20 protein-coding genes and 1 pseudogene are annotated in these 15,716 nt (G+C 65.4%); 8 read left to right on the top strand and 13 right to left on the bottom strand.

What is annotated here, in order from left to right:
* Nucleotides 1–3: 3 nt before the first annotated feature.
* The 7 genes from BN2156_RS28635 to BN2156_RS28605 all read right to left on the bottom strand — a co-directional run bounded on the left by BN2156_RS28635 (nt 4) and on the right by BN2156_RS28605 (nt 4,574).
* The gene (locus BN2156_RS28635; RefSeq protein ID WP_005086280.1) at nt 4–981 is read right to left on the bottom strand and encodes an arsenic resistance protein; all 978 of its coding nucleotides are present in this window, start codon (nt 979–981) and stop codon (nt 4–6) included.
* A gap of 72 nt (nt 982–1,053) precedes the next feature.
* Nucleotides 1,054–1,374, bottom strand: a complete 321-nt coding sequence (gene fdxA / locus BN2156_RS28630; RefSeq protein WP_005086279.1) for a ferredoxin — start codon at nt 1,372–1,374, stop codon at nt 1,054–1,056.
* Complete coding sequence (locus BN2156_RS28625; protein ID WP_017555390.1) at nt 1,371–1,790, bottom strand: MerR family transcriptional regulator; 420 nt, start codon at nt 1,788–1,790, stop codon at nt 1,371–1,373. Before BN2156_RS28625 ends, fdxA begins: the two co-directional genes overlap by 4 nt.
* Before the next feature lie 64 nt (nt 1,791–1,854).
* Complete coding sequence (locus BN2156_RS28620; RefSeq protein WP_005086277.1) at nt 1,855–2,757, bottom strand: cytochrome c biogenesis CcdA family protein; 903 nt, start codon at nt 2,755–2,757, stop codon at nt 1,855–1,857.
* A 7-nt stretch (nt 2,758–2,764) separates the two neighbouring features.
* Entirely contained in the window at nt 2,765–3,325 is a 561-nt protein-coding gene (locus tag BN2156_RS28615; protein WP_005086276.1) for a redoxin domain-containing protein, read from the bottom strand.
* Nucleotides 3,326–3,807: 482 nt separating this feature from the next.
* Nucleotides 3,808–4,233: a MerR family transcriptional regulator gene (locus tag BN2156_RS28610; protein WP_005086275.1), complete on the bottom strand. Its 426-nt coding sequence runs from the start codon at nt 4,231–4,233 to the stop codon at nt 3,808–3,810.
* A complete protein-coding gene (locus BN2156_RS28605; RefSeq protein WP_005086273.1) occupies nt 4,230–4,574 on the bottom strand; it encodes a hypothetical protein in 345 nt (114 codons plus the stop codon). Before BN2156_RS28605 ends, BN2156_RS28610 begins: the two co-directional genes overlap by 4 nt.
* 533 nt (nt 4,575–5,107) lie before the next feature.
* On the opposite strand from BN2156_RS28605, the gene BN2156_RS28600 reads away from it, so the two are divergent.
* Together BN2156_RS28600 and merB are read left to right on the top strand one after the other, a co-directional pair.
* The gene (locus BN2156_RS28600; RefSeq protein WP_005086272.1) at nt 5,108–5,530 is read left to right on the top strand and encodes a MerR family transcriptional regulator; all 423 of its coding nucleotides are present in this window, start codon (nt 5,108–5,110) and stop codon (nt 5,528–5,530) included.
* A 4-nt stretch (nt 5,531–5,534) separates the two neighbouring features.
* Nucleotides 5,535–6,437 (top strand): organomercurial lyase MerB, encoded by a 903-nt coding sequence (merB, locus tag BN2156_RS28595; protein WP_005086271.1) that lies wholly within the window; start codon nt 5,535–5,537, stop codon nt 6,435–6,437.
* Nucleotides 6,438–6,703: 266 nt separating this feature from the next.
* On the opposite strand, the gene BN2156_RS28590 is transcribed toward merB, so the two are convergent.
* The 4 genes from BN2156_RS28590 to BN2156_RS28575 are packed head-to-tail and all read right to left on the bottom strand — an operon-like array spanning nt 6,704 to nt 9,940.
* Nucleotides 6,704–7,297 carry a cadmium resistance transporter gene (locus BN2156_RS28590; RefSeq protein ID WP_005086270.1) on the bottom strand — a complete coding sequence of 198 codons (594 nt, stop codon included), beginning with the start codon at nt 7,295–7,297 and terminating at the stop codon, nt 6,704–6,706.
* Nucleotides 7,294–7,572 (bottom strand): signal peptidase II, encoded by a 279-nt coding sequence (locus tag BN2156_RS28585; RefSeq protein WP_005086269.1) that lies wholly within the window; start codon nt 7,570–7,572, stop codon nt 7,294–7,296. Before BN2156_RS28585 ends, BN2156_RS28590 begins: the two co-directional genes overlap by 4 nt.
* Entirely contained in the window at nt 7,569–9,533 is a 1,965-nt protein-coding gene (locus BN2156_RS28580; protein WP_005086268.1) for a heavy metal translocating P-type ATPase, read from the bottom strand. The genes BN2156_RS28585 and BN2156_RS28580 overlap by 4 nt, the downstream gene beginning before the upstream one ends.
* A complete protein-coding gene (locus tag BN2156_RS28575) occupies nt 9,530–9,940 on the bottom strand; it encodes an ArsR/SmtB family transcription factor (protein WP_005086267.1) in 411 nt (136 codons plus the stop codon). The genes BN2156_RS28580 and BN2156_RS28575 overlap by 4 nt, the downstream gene beginning before the upstream one ends.
* A gap of 379 nt (nt 9,941–10,319) precedes the next feature.
* Here BN2156_RS28575 and BN2156_RS28570 point away from each other — a divergent pair, with 379 nt between their 5' ends.
* Genes BN2156_RS28570 through BN2156_RS28560 form a run of 3 tightly spaced genes read left to right on the top strand, consistent with a single transcriptional unit; the run spans nt 10,320 to nt 11,871 of the window.
* On the top strand, nt 10,320–10,943 hold the full coding sequence (locus BN2156_RS28570) for a class I SAM-dependent methyltransferase (protein WP_005086266.1): 624 nt from the start codon (nt 10,320–10,322) through the stop codon (nt 10,941–10,943).
* Nucleotides 10,940–11,467 carry a hypothetical protein gene (locus BN2156_RS28565; protein WP_005086265.1) on the top strand — a complete coding sequence of 176 codons (528 nt, stop codon included), beginning with the start codon at nt 10,940–10,942 and terminating at the stop codon, nt 11,465–11,467. The genes BN2156_RS28570 and BN2156_RS28565 overlap by 4 nt, the downstream gene beginning before the upstream one ends.
* Nucleotides 11,467–11,871 carry a DUF1942 domain-containing protein gene (locus BN2156_RS28560; protein ID WP_085990810.1) on the top strand — a complete coding sequence of 135 codons (405 nt, stop codon included), beginning with the start codon at nt 11,467–11,469 and terminating at the stop codon, nt 11,869–11,871. Before BN2156_RS28565 ends, BN2156_RS28560 begins: the two co-directional genes overlap by 1 nt.
* 233 nt (nt 11,872–12,104) lie before the next feature.
* Here BN2156_RS28560 and BN2156_RS28555 read toward each other — a convergent pair whose 3' ends face one another.
* The gene (locus BN2156_RS28555; RefSeq protein ID WP_017555386.1) at nt 12,105–12,767 is read right to left on the bottom strand and encodes a hypothetical protein; all 663 of its coding nucleotides are present in this window, start codon (nt 12,765–12,767) and stop codon (nt 12,105–12,107) included.
* Nucleotides 12,768–12,987: 220 nt separating this feature from the next.
* Between BN2156_RS28555 and BN2156_RS28550 the strand changes: the two are divergent.
* A pseudogene (locus BN2156_RS28550) lies at nt 12,988–13,278 on the top strand (phosphate ABC transporter permease PstA); the annotation flags it as partial.
* 9 nt (nt 13,279–13,287) lie between these two features.
* Nucleotides 13,288–14,064 (top strand): phosphate ABC transporter ATP-binding protein PstB, encoded by a 777-nt coding sequence (pstB, locus tag BN2156_RS28545; protein WP_003884662.1) that lies wholly within the window; start codon nt 13,288–13,290, stop codon nt 14,062–14,064.
* A 77-nt stretch (nt 14,065–14,141) separates the two neighbouring features.
* Here the strand turns inward: pstB and BN2156_RS28540 are convergent, their stop codons facing one another.
* Nucleotides 14,142–15,116, bottom strand: a complete 975-nt coding sequence (locus BN2156_RS28540; protein ID WP_090518277.1) for a quinone oxidoreductase family protein — start codon at nt 15,114–15,116, stop codon at nt 14,142–14,144.
* An 81-nt stretch (nt 15,117–15,197) separates the two neighbouring features.
* Here BN2156_RS28540 and BN2156_RS28535 point away from each other — a divergent pair, with 81 nt between their 5' ends.
* On the top strand, nt 15,198–15,716 hold the full coding sequence (locus tag BN2156_RS28535) for a MarR family winged helix-turn-helix transcriptional regulator (RefSeq protein ID WP_162490993.1): 519 nt from the start codon (nt 15,198–15,200) through the stop codon (nt 15,714–15,716).

Raw genomic sequence — 15,716 nt, 5'->3', positions numbered from 1 at the left:
ACACTACCCATCCGCGGGATGAGTGAGAATCAGCTTTGGGACGACGCGAACGTAGATGATCATGCCGAGCAGTTCGACGAGAGTTTGGGTGACCACGATGGCGGGGGTGGTCGCGTAGGCGGCTGGTAGTGCCAGTGCTAGCGGGAGTACGACCAGGGAGTTGCGGGTGGCGCCGCTGAAGATCAGGGCCCGACCACGTCCGCTGTCGAACCGGAGCAGTCGCACCACTGCCAACCCGAGCAGCGCCATGATGAGCAGGAACGCGGCGTAGATCGGGACCACTTTGAGAACTTGGTCGACCTGGTGGCTGATCTTGGGGAATTGGCTGGCGACCACCACGAACAGCGTGGCTGTCATCAGTGGCACCATCGCCGCGGCCATCGCCGAGGAGATCACTTGTCCGCTGCGGTGGCGCATTGCAAGCCCTTCGGTGGCCCAGGCCAACAGCAGGGGCGCCACGATGAGGATGAGGAAGGCTTCCAGGAAGGGGCCGACGTCGACGATGTCGGCGAGTTCGGGACCGACGAACAGCCACAACAGCAGCGGCAATGCAAGCATCTGGATCAGCATGAGCAGCGGCGCGGCGGCCAGCAGGCGTTGGTTGTCGCCGCCTGCTAGGCCGCAGAACACGATGACGTAGTCGATGCACGGTGTCAGCAAGGTCAGCAGCACACCCAGCAGCACCGCTTGGGGCATGGACACAAAGGTGGTCAGGGCGGCGACCACAAGTGGCACCACGATGAAGTTGACGCCCAGGACCGCGGCTAGAAACCGGACTTCACGAAACGCCGCGGTCAGTTTGGTGAACGGAACCTGCAGAAACGTCGCGTACAGCAGGGCGCCGAGTACCGGGTAGATGGCGGCCTCCCACGCATGCTCGCCGGCGGGCCAGGCTGCCCCGACTGCAGCCCCGGCGGCCAGCCCGGCCAGGTAGATGGGGATCTGGTGGCGTTCGAGCCACTCGGTCAGCGGTGACGACAAGACGTTACGTCCTTCCTCAGCATGCACCGGGCACGGGAGATAGCCGGCACCACGCTGGATCTGTTGCGGTGGTTAGGTATTGGTGGCAGGCAGCGCCGCTACCATCGGGTGGTCGAAGGCCTGGGCGCCGGTCTTGGTAGCGCCGCCGGGTGAGCCGAGGTCGGCGAAGAATTCGGCGCTGATCGTGGCGTAATGGGCCCAGTGGTCGGGCAGGTCGTCTTCGTAGAAGATGGCCTCGGCCGGGCAGACAGGTTCACATGCCCCGCAGTCCACACATTCGTCGGGGTGGATGTAGAGCATCCGGGTGCCCTCGTAGATGCAGTCGACCGGACATTCTTCGATGCAAGCTTTATCTTTGACATCCACACACGGTGCGGCGATAACGTAGATCACCGATGTTCCTGTCGCGCGGGTGATTTCAGGAAACTGCAAGATGCGTCGCATGGGGTGGCGCGGTCGGGCAGGGCATCGAGGTGATCGAGCGCGTCGGTGAGGACATCGGCGAAGGCACGCAGCTCGCCGATCCGGGAAGTGACTTCGTCGAGCCGTGCGGTCATCATCGGGCGCAGCCGGGTCCGCACATCAACACACGCGCCCTGATCCCACACCGTGAGTAGCTCGCCGATTTCCTCCAACGGCAGGCCGACCCGTTTGGCGGCGCGGATGAACGCCAACCGCTCGACGGTGGCCTCGTCATAGATCCGGTACCCAGAATCAGTGCGCTGCGCCGCCAACAGACCCAGCGTCTCGTAAAACCGCAGCGTGCTGGCTGGCACGCCGCTGCGCTTTGCGAGCTGAGAGATCCGCATCCGACTCACAGCGGGCAGCCTAAACCTTCAACCCCACTACAGGGCCAAGCCCCATGAACAAGCACTACTGGCTGGTGGCGGAGTGGTCAGCCGAGTCGTTGGTGAGTGATCGGCGACGGCGACAGGCTCTGCCGACAAGGACAGCCGTGCCCGCGGTCACCAGGATGACGGCCAGAATGCCGGCGAGAGCGGGGGGACCGGCCGAGCCGATTAGCGATGCGATGGTGGCTTGGATTCGGGCGGCGGCGTTGATGATCGGATCATTGACCCGCGCGCCGGCGAAGATCCGCAGCTCATAGATGCCGTACCAGCTGACATAGCCGCCGGCCAGTAGCAGCAAGGTGCCGGCGGCCCGTGCGGCATAGGGCAGGAGTCGGCGCAGCCGCTGGGTGGCCGACTGGCGGGCCAGCGCGACGCTGATCGAGGCCACCCCGACCACCAGGCCCATCCCGATCGCGTAGGCACCGTACGCACCGATCCCGGCGGGGATGTTGCCGGAGGTGAATGTTGTGGCGGTCACTACGAGAAACGGGCCGATCGTGCAGCCCAGCGACGCCACCGCATACACCACCCCATAGAGCGCCATTGGGCCCAGGCCCGCGGCCGGATTGAACGCAGATCCAGGTTTCGGCAACGGTAGCGTCAGCTCCCGGCCGGTGACCATCAGCAGACCCATCACCGCCAGCCCGACCCCGATCACCACGGTCAGTGCCGGCGCCCATCGCTGCAGGGTCGCCGCGACCGGGGACAAAACCAGCCCAGCGGTGACAAACGTGGCCAGAAACCCGGTCGTCATCGCCGCCGTCGCCGCCAGAGCGCGACGTACTGCGACCAAAGCACTCCCCAGTCCCAACGGCGGCTGGTCACCGGCGATGAACAACGCCAAATACGCAGGCAGCATGGCGAATCCGCACGGATTGACCGCAGCCAGCGCACCGGCCGCCAACGCGAAACCCAGAGTATCCATCACCGACCTAGGAGCTACTCAGCGCATCGACACGGGCCGCGAGCTCGTCTTCGCCCAGCGAGCCGCGCACCACCGTCACCGCCCCGGTGTGATCGATGAAGGCGTACGCGGGTTGCTGGACCACCCCGAAGCGCTGCCACACCGTCCCGTCGGTGTCGACGATATGAGCGAACCCGCCCACCCCGGTGGCGTCGATGAACGAGCGCATACCGGCGTTGTCGCCGCGGCCGGCCACCCCCATTACCACGACCTTGTCGCCGGTGGCCTTCTGCACCGCGGCCACATGCGGGGCCTCGCGGCGACATTCCCCGCACCACGGCGCCCAGAACCACAACACCGCGTCCTTGCCCGCCAACGACGACCCCTCGAAGCTGATCCCGTCGACCAGCGCGCTGGTGAACCTCAGCTGCTCGGGCACCGCCCGCCCGACCGCATCGGGCTGCATCCCCGAGGGTGCCGCCGACGTCACCGCGGCCTGCGACTGTGCCTGCTGGGCGCCGCTGCCGGCGCACCCCGCCAACGCGACGGCGACGGCCGCCGCTACCGCAATGCACCCTGACACGCGCATGACAAACCTCCACACCGTTTGGGCGGGCATACTCCCGCACAGAATTGACTGACCGGATAACACAAATCCGGTTGCGGCCCAACCACACTCGGTCGGGCCGAGGGCCGAGGGCCGAGGAACCTACCTCAAGCCTCGCAGTCCTATGAACCGCTTGGTTTCGACGGGATCTCAGGCAGGGTCGGATCCGACGGCATGCATCCGCACCCCGGACCGTCGTCAGCCGGCGAACAGGCGAGGTCTTGGGAGCGTCTGGCCCGGATCCTCATCAGCACGAACCCAGCCACGCCGAGTGCGACCAATGCGAATCCGATCGTCTCCAGCCGCCCGGCGCTTATCAGCAGCGCTGCGCTGCCAGCGATCCCTGCTGCTGCCAGTAGAGGCACCAGCAGGCAGCAACTCGCACAGATCAACGTTCCGGCACCGATCAGGGTCCACCACCGTCTACTGGAGCGCCTATCCGCAGCAGCCACCGCGCAGACCCTTCAGCTCGCGTCGAAATCAGTGGTGAACGGCAGTGGGCAACACGGGCTTTCCGCGCACGCGAGCAGATCATCACAGCCTGCTTCCAGCGCCGAGCGCAATGTGTCGCGCACCGCGGCGAGCTCGGCGAGCTTCTGGTCGATCTCGGCCAGCTTGGTCTGCGCCCGGGCCCGCAACCCCGCATCCGAGCGGGCACCCACCCGCGTCGCGGCCAACAAGTCCGCCACCTCATCGAGCGTGAACCCCAGACGCTGCGCCGTCTTGATCACCCGCAGCATCGTCACCGTCTGCGCCGGATACAACCGGTGCCCACCCAACGACCTCTGCGGCTTGGCCAACAGACCCCGGCGCTCGTAATACCGCAGCGTCTCAACATTCACACCCGCCGCGCCAGCCAGCTGACCGCTGCGCAGTCCTGTCTCACTCACGTGACGCCACCTCGGGTCGCCACGTCGACGCGGCCAGCCAGAGCATCCAGCACAGCGCTCTGCGACGGTGGAACCTCAATGCGCATCACCACATTCGGCCCCACTGTCTCAAAAGTAAACGTGAAGTACGAGCAGCACTCCGACTCCCGCGCGGCCAGATCCCGCGCGCGATGCTGCGCCGCGGCGTCCAGCTCCACGTCGAGCCGCGTGGTGGTCACCCGCGTTGACCGCACCGCCGATTCACCAAACAACCGGTCAAACTCAGCCACCCGCAATGGCCTCTCCGCGGACGGCAGCGAGCACGATTGGGGCACCCAATCCGAGCCATCTTCGATCGCCATACACCGACGATAAACCCGTACCTAGGTACGGAATGCAAGCCTCGTTAATCGTCGACAACGTCCAACCATCGACAACTGTCAGAGGTTGACCATCCCAATTCGGGCTCGTCGGCCGAACGACAGGCCCGAGTCCGGATGAGGGGGGCAGCACGACGGCCAACGTGTCGCTCACAGTCGCAGTGACAATACCTTTCACACACCTAGCCGATGGCAGCAGACCCCCAGCAGTTTCGGGCTCCGCCATCTGGATGGGCCTTGCACGCCACCTGCGTGAGAACGTGCAGGTGAGAGGATGGCGGATAGGTATTTGAGATGGCGGAAGTTGACAGATCCACCAACTTGGATTGCAAGGATGTGCAATGCGATGTTCATCAACAGTGTTGCCGTTCCTAGAATCTCGCGCCATCAGTGATGGCTGTGCGTGCGAGCTCGTTGCGTTCGCAAATAAACGGCTGCAACTATGTGGAGAATACCTACGTCGGCTTGACCCGATAGTTGACCCGATAGTTGGGTACAGGGTTCATGCTGGTGGGGTGAGAACCAGTGAGGTCGCTGCGGCGGCGCACGTCAATGCCCAAACCTTGCGCTACTACGAACGCCGTGGCTTGCTACCCTCACCGCAGCGGACCGGGTCGGGATACCGATGCTATTCCGCGGACGCGGTACGGGTCGTGCGGTTCGTCAAACGCGCCCAACAATTGGGATTCACGCTCGATGACATCGAGGAACTGCTGCACCTGGCCGGCGGAGGGCCGGCCTCGTGTGACGATGCCAAAGCGATGGCCTATGCGCGTATCGGCGACCTGCAGCGTCGGATCGATGAGCTGGCCGGTATGCGCAATGCGCTCGGCCGGCTCGTCGAAACCTGCGATCAGCCTCGACTCCAGCGGGAGTGCCCGATCCTGCACGACATTCACATCGCCGCCACCACACCACATTCGGCCACCGGAGACTGAACACATGCGCATCGAACTGCTCACTGCACCCGACTGTCCTCATGCCGCGTCCGCCCGGCAGCTGGTCACCGACTGCCTGAGCAGCATGGCTCTGGACTTGCCGATCATCGAGAGAGTGGGCCGCTACCCCTCGCCAACAGTCCTCGTCGACGGTGCCGATGTGATGTGCCCCGCAGCTACGGTCCTGGCTGCAGACGCCTGCCGGCTCGACCTGCCGACACCCGAGCGTCTCTTGACCGCATTGCGCGCCAATTCAGCCGATCACCTCCGGGATGCGGCACGGAAGGAGCCGCTGATGTGCGCAGACCCAGGCGCCGACAGCGTCTCAAGGGACACCGACCAGAAGACTGGACGGCACCTCATGCGCACCGCCGTGCGCCTGCTCGCCGGCGGCGGTCCCGTCACGGTCGCCGATCTCTGTGCGGCCGCCGGCGTCGATAGAGCCGACCTCACCACTGCTCCCGCAGGCCGTGATATCGAGTACGACGACCATCACCGCATCATCGGGTGGGGATTGACTCTCAACCCGAGCCCGCATGTTTACATCGTCGACGGGCAGCACCTCTATACGTGGTGTGCCGCCGACACCCTGCTGTTTCCGGTGATCCTCGATCGCCGCGCGCAAATCGAATCCCGCTGCCCGACAACCGATATCGTTGTCAGCTTCACGGTTGACCCGCGGTCCGGTGTTACCGACCTCTCGCCCTCTACCGCGGTGATCTCGATTCCTGGTTCCCAGACTATGGACTCCGCCGCAGTGCGTGCGACCATCTGCGACCCCGGCCGTTTCTTTGCGAACCCCCAAGCAGCCGACGACTGGCTCACAGCACACCCCGGGGGCACTGTGCTGCCCGTCGCCAACGCCTATCCACAGCTGCGCCTCATCAGCGGCCGACTCCTGGACTAGATCGCACTGTCTCCGGCAGCCGAGGCCGTTCGCGGCGCTTCATTTGGCCACCGATTTGATAGATACAAACGCGGTTAACCGGGGGCGAAGTGGAAGGTGCCGCCTTGGGCATGGACTCGTCGCCGGTGGTGTAGCCCGTGAACGTGGGCTGCAGCGACGATAACGGGTGCGATGACGGCAATAGATCACATGACGCTACGCATGGATCCCTTTTGGGCGACAAGTCTTTCGGCGGTCAACTGTGCGAGAGAAGGGCTTCTTGCTCCTTAGTCGGCGAGACCACTGACCAGGATGACGATGCCGAGGGCAATCAGGACGATCGGGAAGAGGATGTGTTCCCAGCGTTCGAGGATTTCGGCGATCGGCCGGCGGGTGGCGACGAATCTGGCGGCGACGACGAGGACCGCGATGAGCGCGAGGAAGACGATGCAGTATGCCACCACGGCCGCGGGTCCCACGCTGAGGAAGACGGGGACGTAGACGCCGATGTTGTCCCCGCCGTTGGCGAAGGTGACTGCAGCGACCGTCCAGACGCCGACGTTTTTGCCCGCGACCTTCGCCGCGTCGTCATCGTCGTCGTTGTCACGCCAGGCTTGCCAGGCCGCCCACAGCCCCAGCGCGAGCGGTATGAGTCCGAAGTAGGGGATGACTTGTGGAGGAAGGAACGCTCCGGCACCCACCGTGACGAGCACCGCCGCGCCCAGAATGCCCACAAATCCCAGGTATTGACCTGCGGTGATTCGGGCCGTTGTCCCGCGTTGTCCCGCGCCGCGGGCGAAAAACATTGAGAGCACGATGATGTCGTCGATGTTGGTGACGGTGAACAGGCCGATCGCGGGTAGCACGGACGACAGGATCATGCGCGTATCCCGGTGTCTGCGGTGCCGCTCGCGCGCCAACTGGCCACAACGAGTATGGCTGCGCCTGTGACGATGAAGGCGTCAGCGAGGTTGAAGGTGGGAAACCAGCCCGTGTGCACGTAGTCGGTGACCATCGCATCGGCGGTGCGGTCGATCACATTGGCCAGCGCGCCACCCGGTAGGGCGGCCATCCCTGCGACGAGGACCGCGGTGGCGGCCAGGGTGATGCGCGACCGCATCACGGTGGCCTGCCGGCCGGGGTGGCCGGGGGTCACGACGGTGCGTCGACCGAGGCCGCGCGGGTTTGGCGGGCCGACCGGTCTACTGTCGCGGTGGCTAGGGGTTTGGTGCGTCCGGCCCGTACTCCGTTGGCGATGACCACGATTTCGGCGAGTTCGTGGACCAGCACGACGGCGGCTAGGCCGAGCATCCCGAACAAGGCCAGCGGCATCAACGCGACAATCAGGCCCAGGGACAGGCCGACGTTTTGCAGCATGATCCGGCGCGCCCGACGCGCATGAGTGAACGCCTGCGGCAGGTGGCGCAGGTCTTCGCCCATCAACGCCACATCCGCGGTTTCGATCGCCACGTCGGTGCCCATCGCGCCCATTGCGATACCCAGGTCGGCAGTGGCCAGGGCAGGAGCGTCATTGACGCCATCGCCCACCATCGCCGTGGGGCGCTGGGCCCGGAGCTGTTCGATCAGTCGGGCCTTGTCCTCGGGGCGCAACTCGGCGTGCACGGCGTCGATCCGGACATCGCGGGCCAACGCCGCGGCGGTGGCCTGGTTGTCGCCGGTGAGCATCGCCACGTGGTAGCCGTCGCCGCGCAGTTGGGCCACCACCTCGGCGGCCTCGGGGCGCAACTCGTCGCGTACTGCAATTGCCCCGATCAGCTGTCCGTTGTCTTCGACGAGGACGGCGGTGGCGCCGGCCTGCTGCATGCGTGCGACATCGCCGGCGAGTGGGCCGGGGTCGAGCCAGCCGGGCCGGCCGAGCCGGATGGTGTGCCCGTTGCGATGCCCGGTGAGGCCGGCACCGGTGACGGCCTCGACGTCGGTGGCGGGGATGACGGTGTCGGCTGCGGCCAGGATCGCCGCGGCCAGCGGGTGCTCGCTGCGCGCTTCCAGGGCTGCCGCCAGATCCAGCACCTGTTCGCCAGTGGCACCGTTGGTGGTGGCCACCTCGATAACCGTGGGCCGGTTCGCGGTGAGTGTGCCGGTCTTGTCCAGTGCAACGCCGCGGATCTTGCCCAGCGCTTCCAGCGCGGCGCCGCCCTTGACCAATGCACCCAGCTTGCTGGCGGCTCCGATCGCGGCCACGACGGTGACCGGCACGGAGATTGCCAAGGCGCACGGGGAGGCGGCGACCAGCACCACCAGGGCACGTTCGATCCAGGTAGCCGGGTCACCGAGCACACTGCCCAGCACCGCGATCAGTGCCGCGGCGATCATGACCCCGGGCACCAGCGGTTTGGCGATGCGGTCGGCCAAGCGTTGGGAGGCGCCCTTGCGGGACTGCTCGGCCTCCACGATGCGCACGATGCGGGCCAGCGAGTTGTCCTCGGCGGTGGTAGTGACCTCCACCTCGAGTACGCCGGTGCCGTTGATCGACCCGGCGAACACCTCATCGCCTGGCCCTGCTTCGACGGGAACCGACTCGCCGGTGATGGCCGAGACGTCGAGCGCGGTGCGGCCTTGCCCGATGATGCCGTCGGTAGCGACACGTTCACCCGGCTTGACCAGCATCCGGTCGCCGATCCGCAATTCGGTTGGTGCGACGACAATTTCGGTGCCGTCACGCAGCACGGTGGCCTCATCGGGCACCAGCGACAACAGCGCGCGCAGTCCGCGGCGAGTGCGCGCCAGCGAGTACTCCTCCAGTCCCTCGCTGATGGAGAACAGGAAGGCCAGCATGGCGGCCTCGCCCACCTCGCCGAGGATCACTGCGCCCACCGCGGCGATGGTCATCAGGGTGCCGACCCCGATCTTGCCCTTGGCCAGCCGCGTCAGGGTGGACGGCACGAAGGTATAGGCACCGGCCAGCAGCGCCACCGCTTGCAGCGTGAGGACGATCGGCTCGGTGGCGCCGAGGAATCCAGCGATCAGCGCTGCCAGCAGGAACACCCCCGAAATAGCGGCGAACTGCAGTTCTTTGATCTGCCAGAGCCGCTCGGGTTCACGCTCCTGCTCGTCGGAGCGGGGTTCGTCGTTGCCGCAGCCGCATGCGTCGCTCATCGCCGGGCCTGCTTCGTGGAGGTCGCCGCGCCCGTGCGGGAGCGGGTTCCGTAGTTGGGGCACAGCGCCACCGCGCTGCCCGTGGCGGCCAGCAGCGTCTCCGCTGAGGCGAGCAGGTCGAGCAGTTCGGGGCGCGTCAGCGAGTAGAACACCTGTCGTCCTTCGGGGCGCCCGGTGACCAGTCCGCAGTCCCGCAGGCACGCCACATGGGCCGAGACGGTGGATTGCGCCAACCCCAGCTCACCGACCAGGTCGACCACCCGGGCTTCCCCGTCGGCCAGCCGGCGCACGGTCGCCAGCCGGGCGCCATCGGAGAGGCTGTGAAACAGCGCCACCGCGGCATCCAGATTGGAGGAGGTCCCTGAGGTACTGCCGACGAGGCAGGCATCCGACTCATTCATCGCCATATGACGATTATAACCGACTAGCGGCGATGCTTCGAGGTGGGGTTGGGACCCGACGTCTGTGTCTCCTCGGTGGCTCGGTGGGGTGGAGGTGCAGTGCCAGGCCGGTGCCATCCTTGTGGGCAACCCGCAACGCTGGTGGCCAGCCACATCTGTACTCGGACAGCCTGATTCATTCTGATGTCCAGTGTCGCGCCACGGTCATCACGCGATGACCCCGACCTGCTCGTTGCTGGTGCAGGTGGTCTCGATTAGAGCCGAAGTTCGGGTGGTAGGGGAACGACGCCCACGGCCAGGCCCACGCGACTACTGTGAGACTGTCGGCAGACGGCAGCCCATATTGGACGCTCCGCAACGCCTGACCGGCGACGCGAGGTGAACCATGGCTACATCAGATGATCGAAGCGCACGCTGGAACCGGTACTGGGACAAGAAATCCCGCAACTATGACCGTGAGATCGGGTTCTTCGACCGCCACCTGTTCGGCGACTCCCGCCAGTGGGTCTGCAGCCAAGCCACCGGCGACGTTCTGGAAGTCGCGATCGGCACTGGCCTCAACCTGCCCTTCTGCCCCGAAACTGTCCGGCCGACCGGCATCGACTGGAGCGAGCAGATACTCGACCTGGCCCGTGACCGCGCCGCCGATCTCGGACACCCCGCCGTTCTGCAACGGGCCGACGCCCACCGATTGCCGTTCGACGATGCCAGCTTCGACGCCGTCGTATGCCCCCTCGGGCTGTGCGCCATCCCCAACCACACCCAAGCGCTAACCGAGATGACCCGGGTACTGCGCCCAGGTGGGCGGCTCGTCCTGGTCGATCACATCCGCAGCAGCGCCGCCCACTGGACCACCTCCTTACCGCTGACGGCCTCGACATTGACCGCGTCGAGCGGTTCACCCTCGGGCTCGTCGAACGGGTCGTCACCCGTAAGGCCGCCACGACCTGACTCGCCGCGGGCGGTGGTGTGTCCACGCCGGCACCATCACGAAAGAAGCCGCACATGACCGAAATGCCCAGACGCACCGCTCTTGCCGTCCTCGGGGCGGCCGGCACCGTGGCCGCACTGGCCTACCTGCTGCGCACCACCATTCGGATGCCGGCAGGCCGAGCCGAGGGGCCCGGGATGATGGGTGGAATCTCGGGCACCGATATGAGCCGCTACATGGCTATGTTCGCCCGACACAATGAACTGCGGCGCACCGTCGAAGACATACCAGGCGGGATCCGTACCGTCACTGAATCCGGCGCCCCTGATCTCGTCGCGCAACTGCATGCCCACGTGTCCTCAATGTATGACCACCTCGGCCAAGGTGCTGAAGTGACCTGCATGAGCGACAGCCTGCCCACGCTGTTCCGGAGAGCATCTGACTACCAACGCCAAATCACGCTGACCTCCAACGGTGTTGCCGTTATCGAAACTGCCACTGATCCCGCTCTTATCGACGCCATCCGCGCCCACGCGCGAGAAGTTACCGGCTTCGTTGTCAATGGCATGCCAACCATGATGGGACCCATGATGGGCCGCTAATGGCCCCGCCCGTCAGCCCTTCGCGCCGCCGACGGTTCCGGGTGTACGCCGAAACGCCGGTCTATCGCCGCAACCAACTGCGCAGTTGCGACCTCCAACTAGGTAGGGTGCGACCCTTGTGGGAGGCCACAGTATCGGTGCGGGCGGTCAAAGGCGCTGTGGCCCCGGTGATCCCTGGCATCGAGGCGATGGGTGCCGATCACCTTGGCTACCCAGTACCGTGGCAGCTGGCCAGCACGTCCGGTATCTCCGGGGCGACCCTCGCTGAGGGTGCAACTGCCACAGGCAAAGTGTATTTCGCTGTCACCAGCGCCAAGCCGGCCATAATGTGGTGCGATATGGCGCTGCCGATGGCCGACTGTCTCTGCTGTGGTGCCGATTGCGCGTGCTTCACCAAGCCGTGAGGCCGCGTGACACTCGGCGTCAAGGCCCCGCGCTGGCACTGTCATCGGTGGAGTGGCTACGGGAGGTAGTGCGTTGGGCAACAAGCCGTTCGGCGGCGCTCGTTTGGTGCGTGAGGGCGTTTGACGGCCCCGATCAGGTGCTGTCCAATGTGCTTGACCACGTGGTCCTGTAGTTGAAACATTCTTCATCGCAACCACTTTCGCTGCGCATGAGCGCGTGCGTTCTCGGCAAGCTACGCGTTCTCCGCCATCGAGGAAGCCCGACGTTCCATCCACTGCTGAACCACATGGTTACCCGCAGTTCGAATCGTTTCCCGACGTACCGCCATATGTCGCTGTCTGCGATCCATCAATGCTGTTTCGACTTGCCTGCGATACGCATCGCGGTCGTCCTCGATGGATGCCGCCGGGTGGTATTGGCCGGGTGCAACTGCTTGTTCGGTATCAGAACTCGAAATCTCTACTTCCGCAATGCTAAGCAAATGGGGGTGCTGAGCCGCGCCTAGTGGTCCATCGCTTCTGGCGAACACGCCGCCTATCTCGGTTTCGAAGTCGTCGACATCGGATCGATCAGGAGGGGTAGCCGGTGCACCTTCCGCGACTGCGGCCCAGTGTCGATTGATGATCGAACCCGGTGTCATGCAATCGCTTTCGCGGCACAGCGGAGCAAACTCCGCGTCTTGGTTCAACAAGCTCGCTGCAATGAATGCCTGCCGAGCGACTCTCCCTGATGCGGCAAGGCTTTCGGTGAGCGGCTCGAAATCGATGATGGTTTCTTGGGAGATGGCATCCAAGGCAAGCAGGCACTCCAGAACGGATACGCGCAACTCGTCGAGTACCTCCACCGCCAGGGCGGTGGCGGCTTCTTTCCGGTCGATCATCCTCTCGAGAACCATCCGGCGAATGTACTACTAGTAGGGCTAGCTAACTGCATTCGCGTGAGTGGAGACGACTAAGCGAACAGTCAGGGGCCGCTTCGCGATTCTCAGGCTCCCTAGCCATGGCTCAACGGCGTGTTCCGTCCTGTGGCTAAGGCAACGTGAATCGACATTCAATCCACCTGGACATATATGCCGACAATCGACCATCGGTGCAACAGTTCTAACAAGCGATAGAATGTCGGGCATCGTCACCGGCATCATGCTGGCGCTGGCCCGCGTGATGGGTGAGACGGCGCCGCTGTTGATCCTGGTCGGCTACGCGCAGGCGATGAACTTCGACATGTTCGGCGGATTCATGGGATCGCTGCCGGGCATGATGTACGACCAGATCTCGGCGGGTGCGGGAGCCAATCCGGTGCCCACCGACCGGCTCTGGGGAGCGGCGCTGACGCTCATCGTGCTGATCGCCCTGCTCAATGTGGGAGCCCGTGCGGTGGCCAAATTCTTTTCCCCCAAGAAGGTGTAGGAGCTATCCATGGCCAAGCGGCTGGATCTCAAGGACGTCAACATCTATTACGGCGCGTTTCACGCCGTTTCCGAGGTTTCGCTGTCGGTGCAGCCGCGCAGCGTGATGGCTTTCATCGGACCGTCGGGCTGCGGTAAGTCGACCGTGCTGCGCACGCTGAACCGCATGCACGAGGTGATTCCGGGGGCCCGCGTTGAGGGATCGGTGTTACTCGACGGTGAGGACATCTACGGCGCCGGCGTGGACCCGGTGGGCGTGCGCAAGACCATCGGTATGGTGTTCCAGCGTCCGAACCCGTTCCCCACCATGTCGATTCGCGACAACGTGGTGGCCGGCCTGAAGCTGCAGGGTGTGCGCAACAAGAAGACTCTCGACGAGGTCGCCGAGCGTTCGCTGCGCGGCGCCAACCTGTGGAACGAGGTCAAGGACCGTCTCGACAAGCCCGGCGGTGGCCTGTCGGGTGGTCAGCAGCAGCGGCTGTGCATCGCCCGCGCGATCGCCGTGCAGCCCGATGTGCTGCTGATGGACGAGCCCTGCTCCGCGCTCGACCCGATCTCGACGCTGGCCATCGAGGATCTGATCTCCACGCTCAAGCAGGATTTCACGATCGTCATCGTCACGCACAACATGCAGCAGGCCGCCCGGGTGAGCGATCAGACCGCGTTCTTCAATCTCGAGGCCACCGGCAAGCCCGGCAAGCTGATCGAGATCGACGACACCGAGAAGATCTTCTCCAACCCCACCCAGAAGGCGACCGAGGACTACATCTCGGGCCGCTTCGGCTGAGTTTCTCCCCTTTTCTCCGCGAGCAGACGCGCAGGGTGCCGCACGTCGGGGTACCCAGGCGTCTGCTCGCGGACGAATCAGGGCGTCAACACAACCCGGGTGCCTGACGGCTCCGCCCGCTCCCACACCTGTTCGACGTCGGCCAATGCTCTTGCCTGGGTGCGCAATTCGAGCTCACCCGCGGCGACCATGTCGAACAACCTTGGCAGCGCTTCGGTTCTGGCCGAGATCAGGACGTCGAGCGGCACACTGCCGATGCCGACGCCGGACAGCGTGATGCCCGTGCCGCGCAGCACGCCGGCGTCGAGATTCAGCGTCGGCCCGGCCATCGACCCGATCTGGACGAACCGCGTTGCGTGGTAGTGCGCAGCCGGGTGACTGCCCGCCAGTGCGGTGAGCACCTGCGTGGCGGGATCGGCCCACAGGTAGTCGAGCACCGCGTCGAACGGCTTCTCGGTGTGACGTTCTGTGACCCGCGCCTGCAGGTCGTCTACACCCAGAGCGATCGCCTCGTCGGCCCCGACCGACCGCAACCAGTCCAGCCGGCCTCTGTCGCGCCCGGCCACCACCACACGGCCGGCTTTGAACACCGACTTGGCCAGCTGCACGGCGACCGAGCCGGTGACGCCGGTGGCGCCGAGTACCAGCACGTGGTCACCCGGTTTGACTGCTGCGGCGTATGACAGGGCCAGCCAGGCCGAGAGGCCGGGGTTCGGGATTGCCGCGGCGGTCACCGAGTCCACGTGGTCGGGAACGTCGATACCGCCGAGCGGTTGCACCAATGTGCGCTGCGCCAACATGCCGGATGGGGCGGCTGCGTTGGCGTAGACGCGTCTCCCGTCGCCCAGCCGGACCACGCCGTCGACACCGGGAATGGCCGGCAGCGCAATCTCCTTGCTGGCGTAGTGCTTTCCTGATACCAGGGCCCGCGTGAGATTGGTCAGGGCCGATGCTTCGACGGTGGCCACCTCCGCACCGTCACGCGGCTGGGGGTCGGGCACGTCGGTGTAGGAGGGGTTGCGGCCCCATTCGGTGACCAGCGCTGCCTTCATCGCGGCTCCTTTGGTTTCCGTAGATATGGTTTCTGTGGAAACAATCTACTCAGCACGCCCCGGAGTGGCAAGATGGTTTCCGTGAAAACCAAACTCGAGCTGATCGAGGCCATCGCCGGGCTCATGACCACGGTGTCGGATCGGCTCGGGAACGACGGGGACGGCGACGCCGAACGCGATTTCATGGCTGCCAGATGCCCGCAGCGCCTGCGGCAGGTGGTGCGGACGCTGCCGACGTCGTCCCTGCACCTGCTGGCCGAGCTCGCCGAAGGTCCGGTCAGCGTCGTCGGGCTGGCGGCCCGCTCGGGCCGGCTCAAGGGCACGGTGTCCAAACATGTACAGCGGTTGGTCGAGGCCGGCCTGGTGGCCCGCACCCCGGTGCCCGGTAACCGCAAGGAGATCGAGCTCGGCCTGACCGGTGACGGAGAACTCGTCGCCGACGTGCACCGGCAGCTGCACGAGGAGATGGATCGTGGCACCCGCGATTTCCTGCTGCGCTACACCGGCGCGGACCTGCAGGTGCTGGTCAAGGTGCTCGAGGACCTGGCCGGGGCGCACAAGGACGGGGTCCGTCTGGTGCCGCCCGCCGACCGGCCCTGA

Source organism: Mycolicibacterium neworleansense (assembly GCF_001245615.1).
Classification (GTDB): Bacteria; Actinomycetota; Actinomycetes; order Mycobacteriales; family Mycobacteriaceae; genus Mycobacterium; species Mycobacterium neworleansense.
This window is presented reverse-complemented; position numbering and strand designations above follow the sequence as displayed.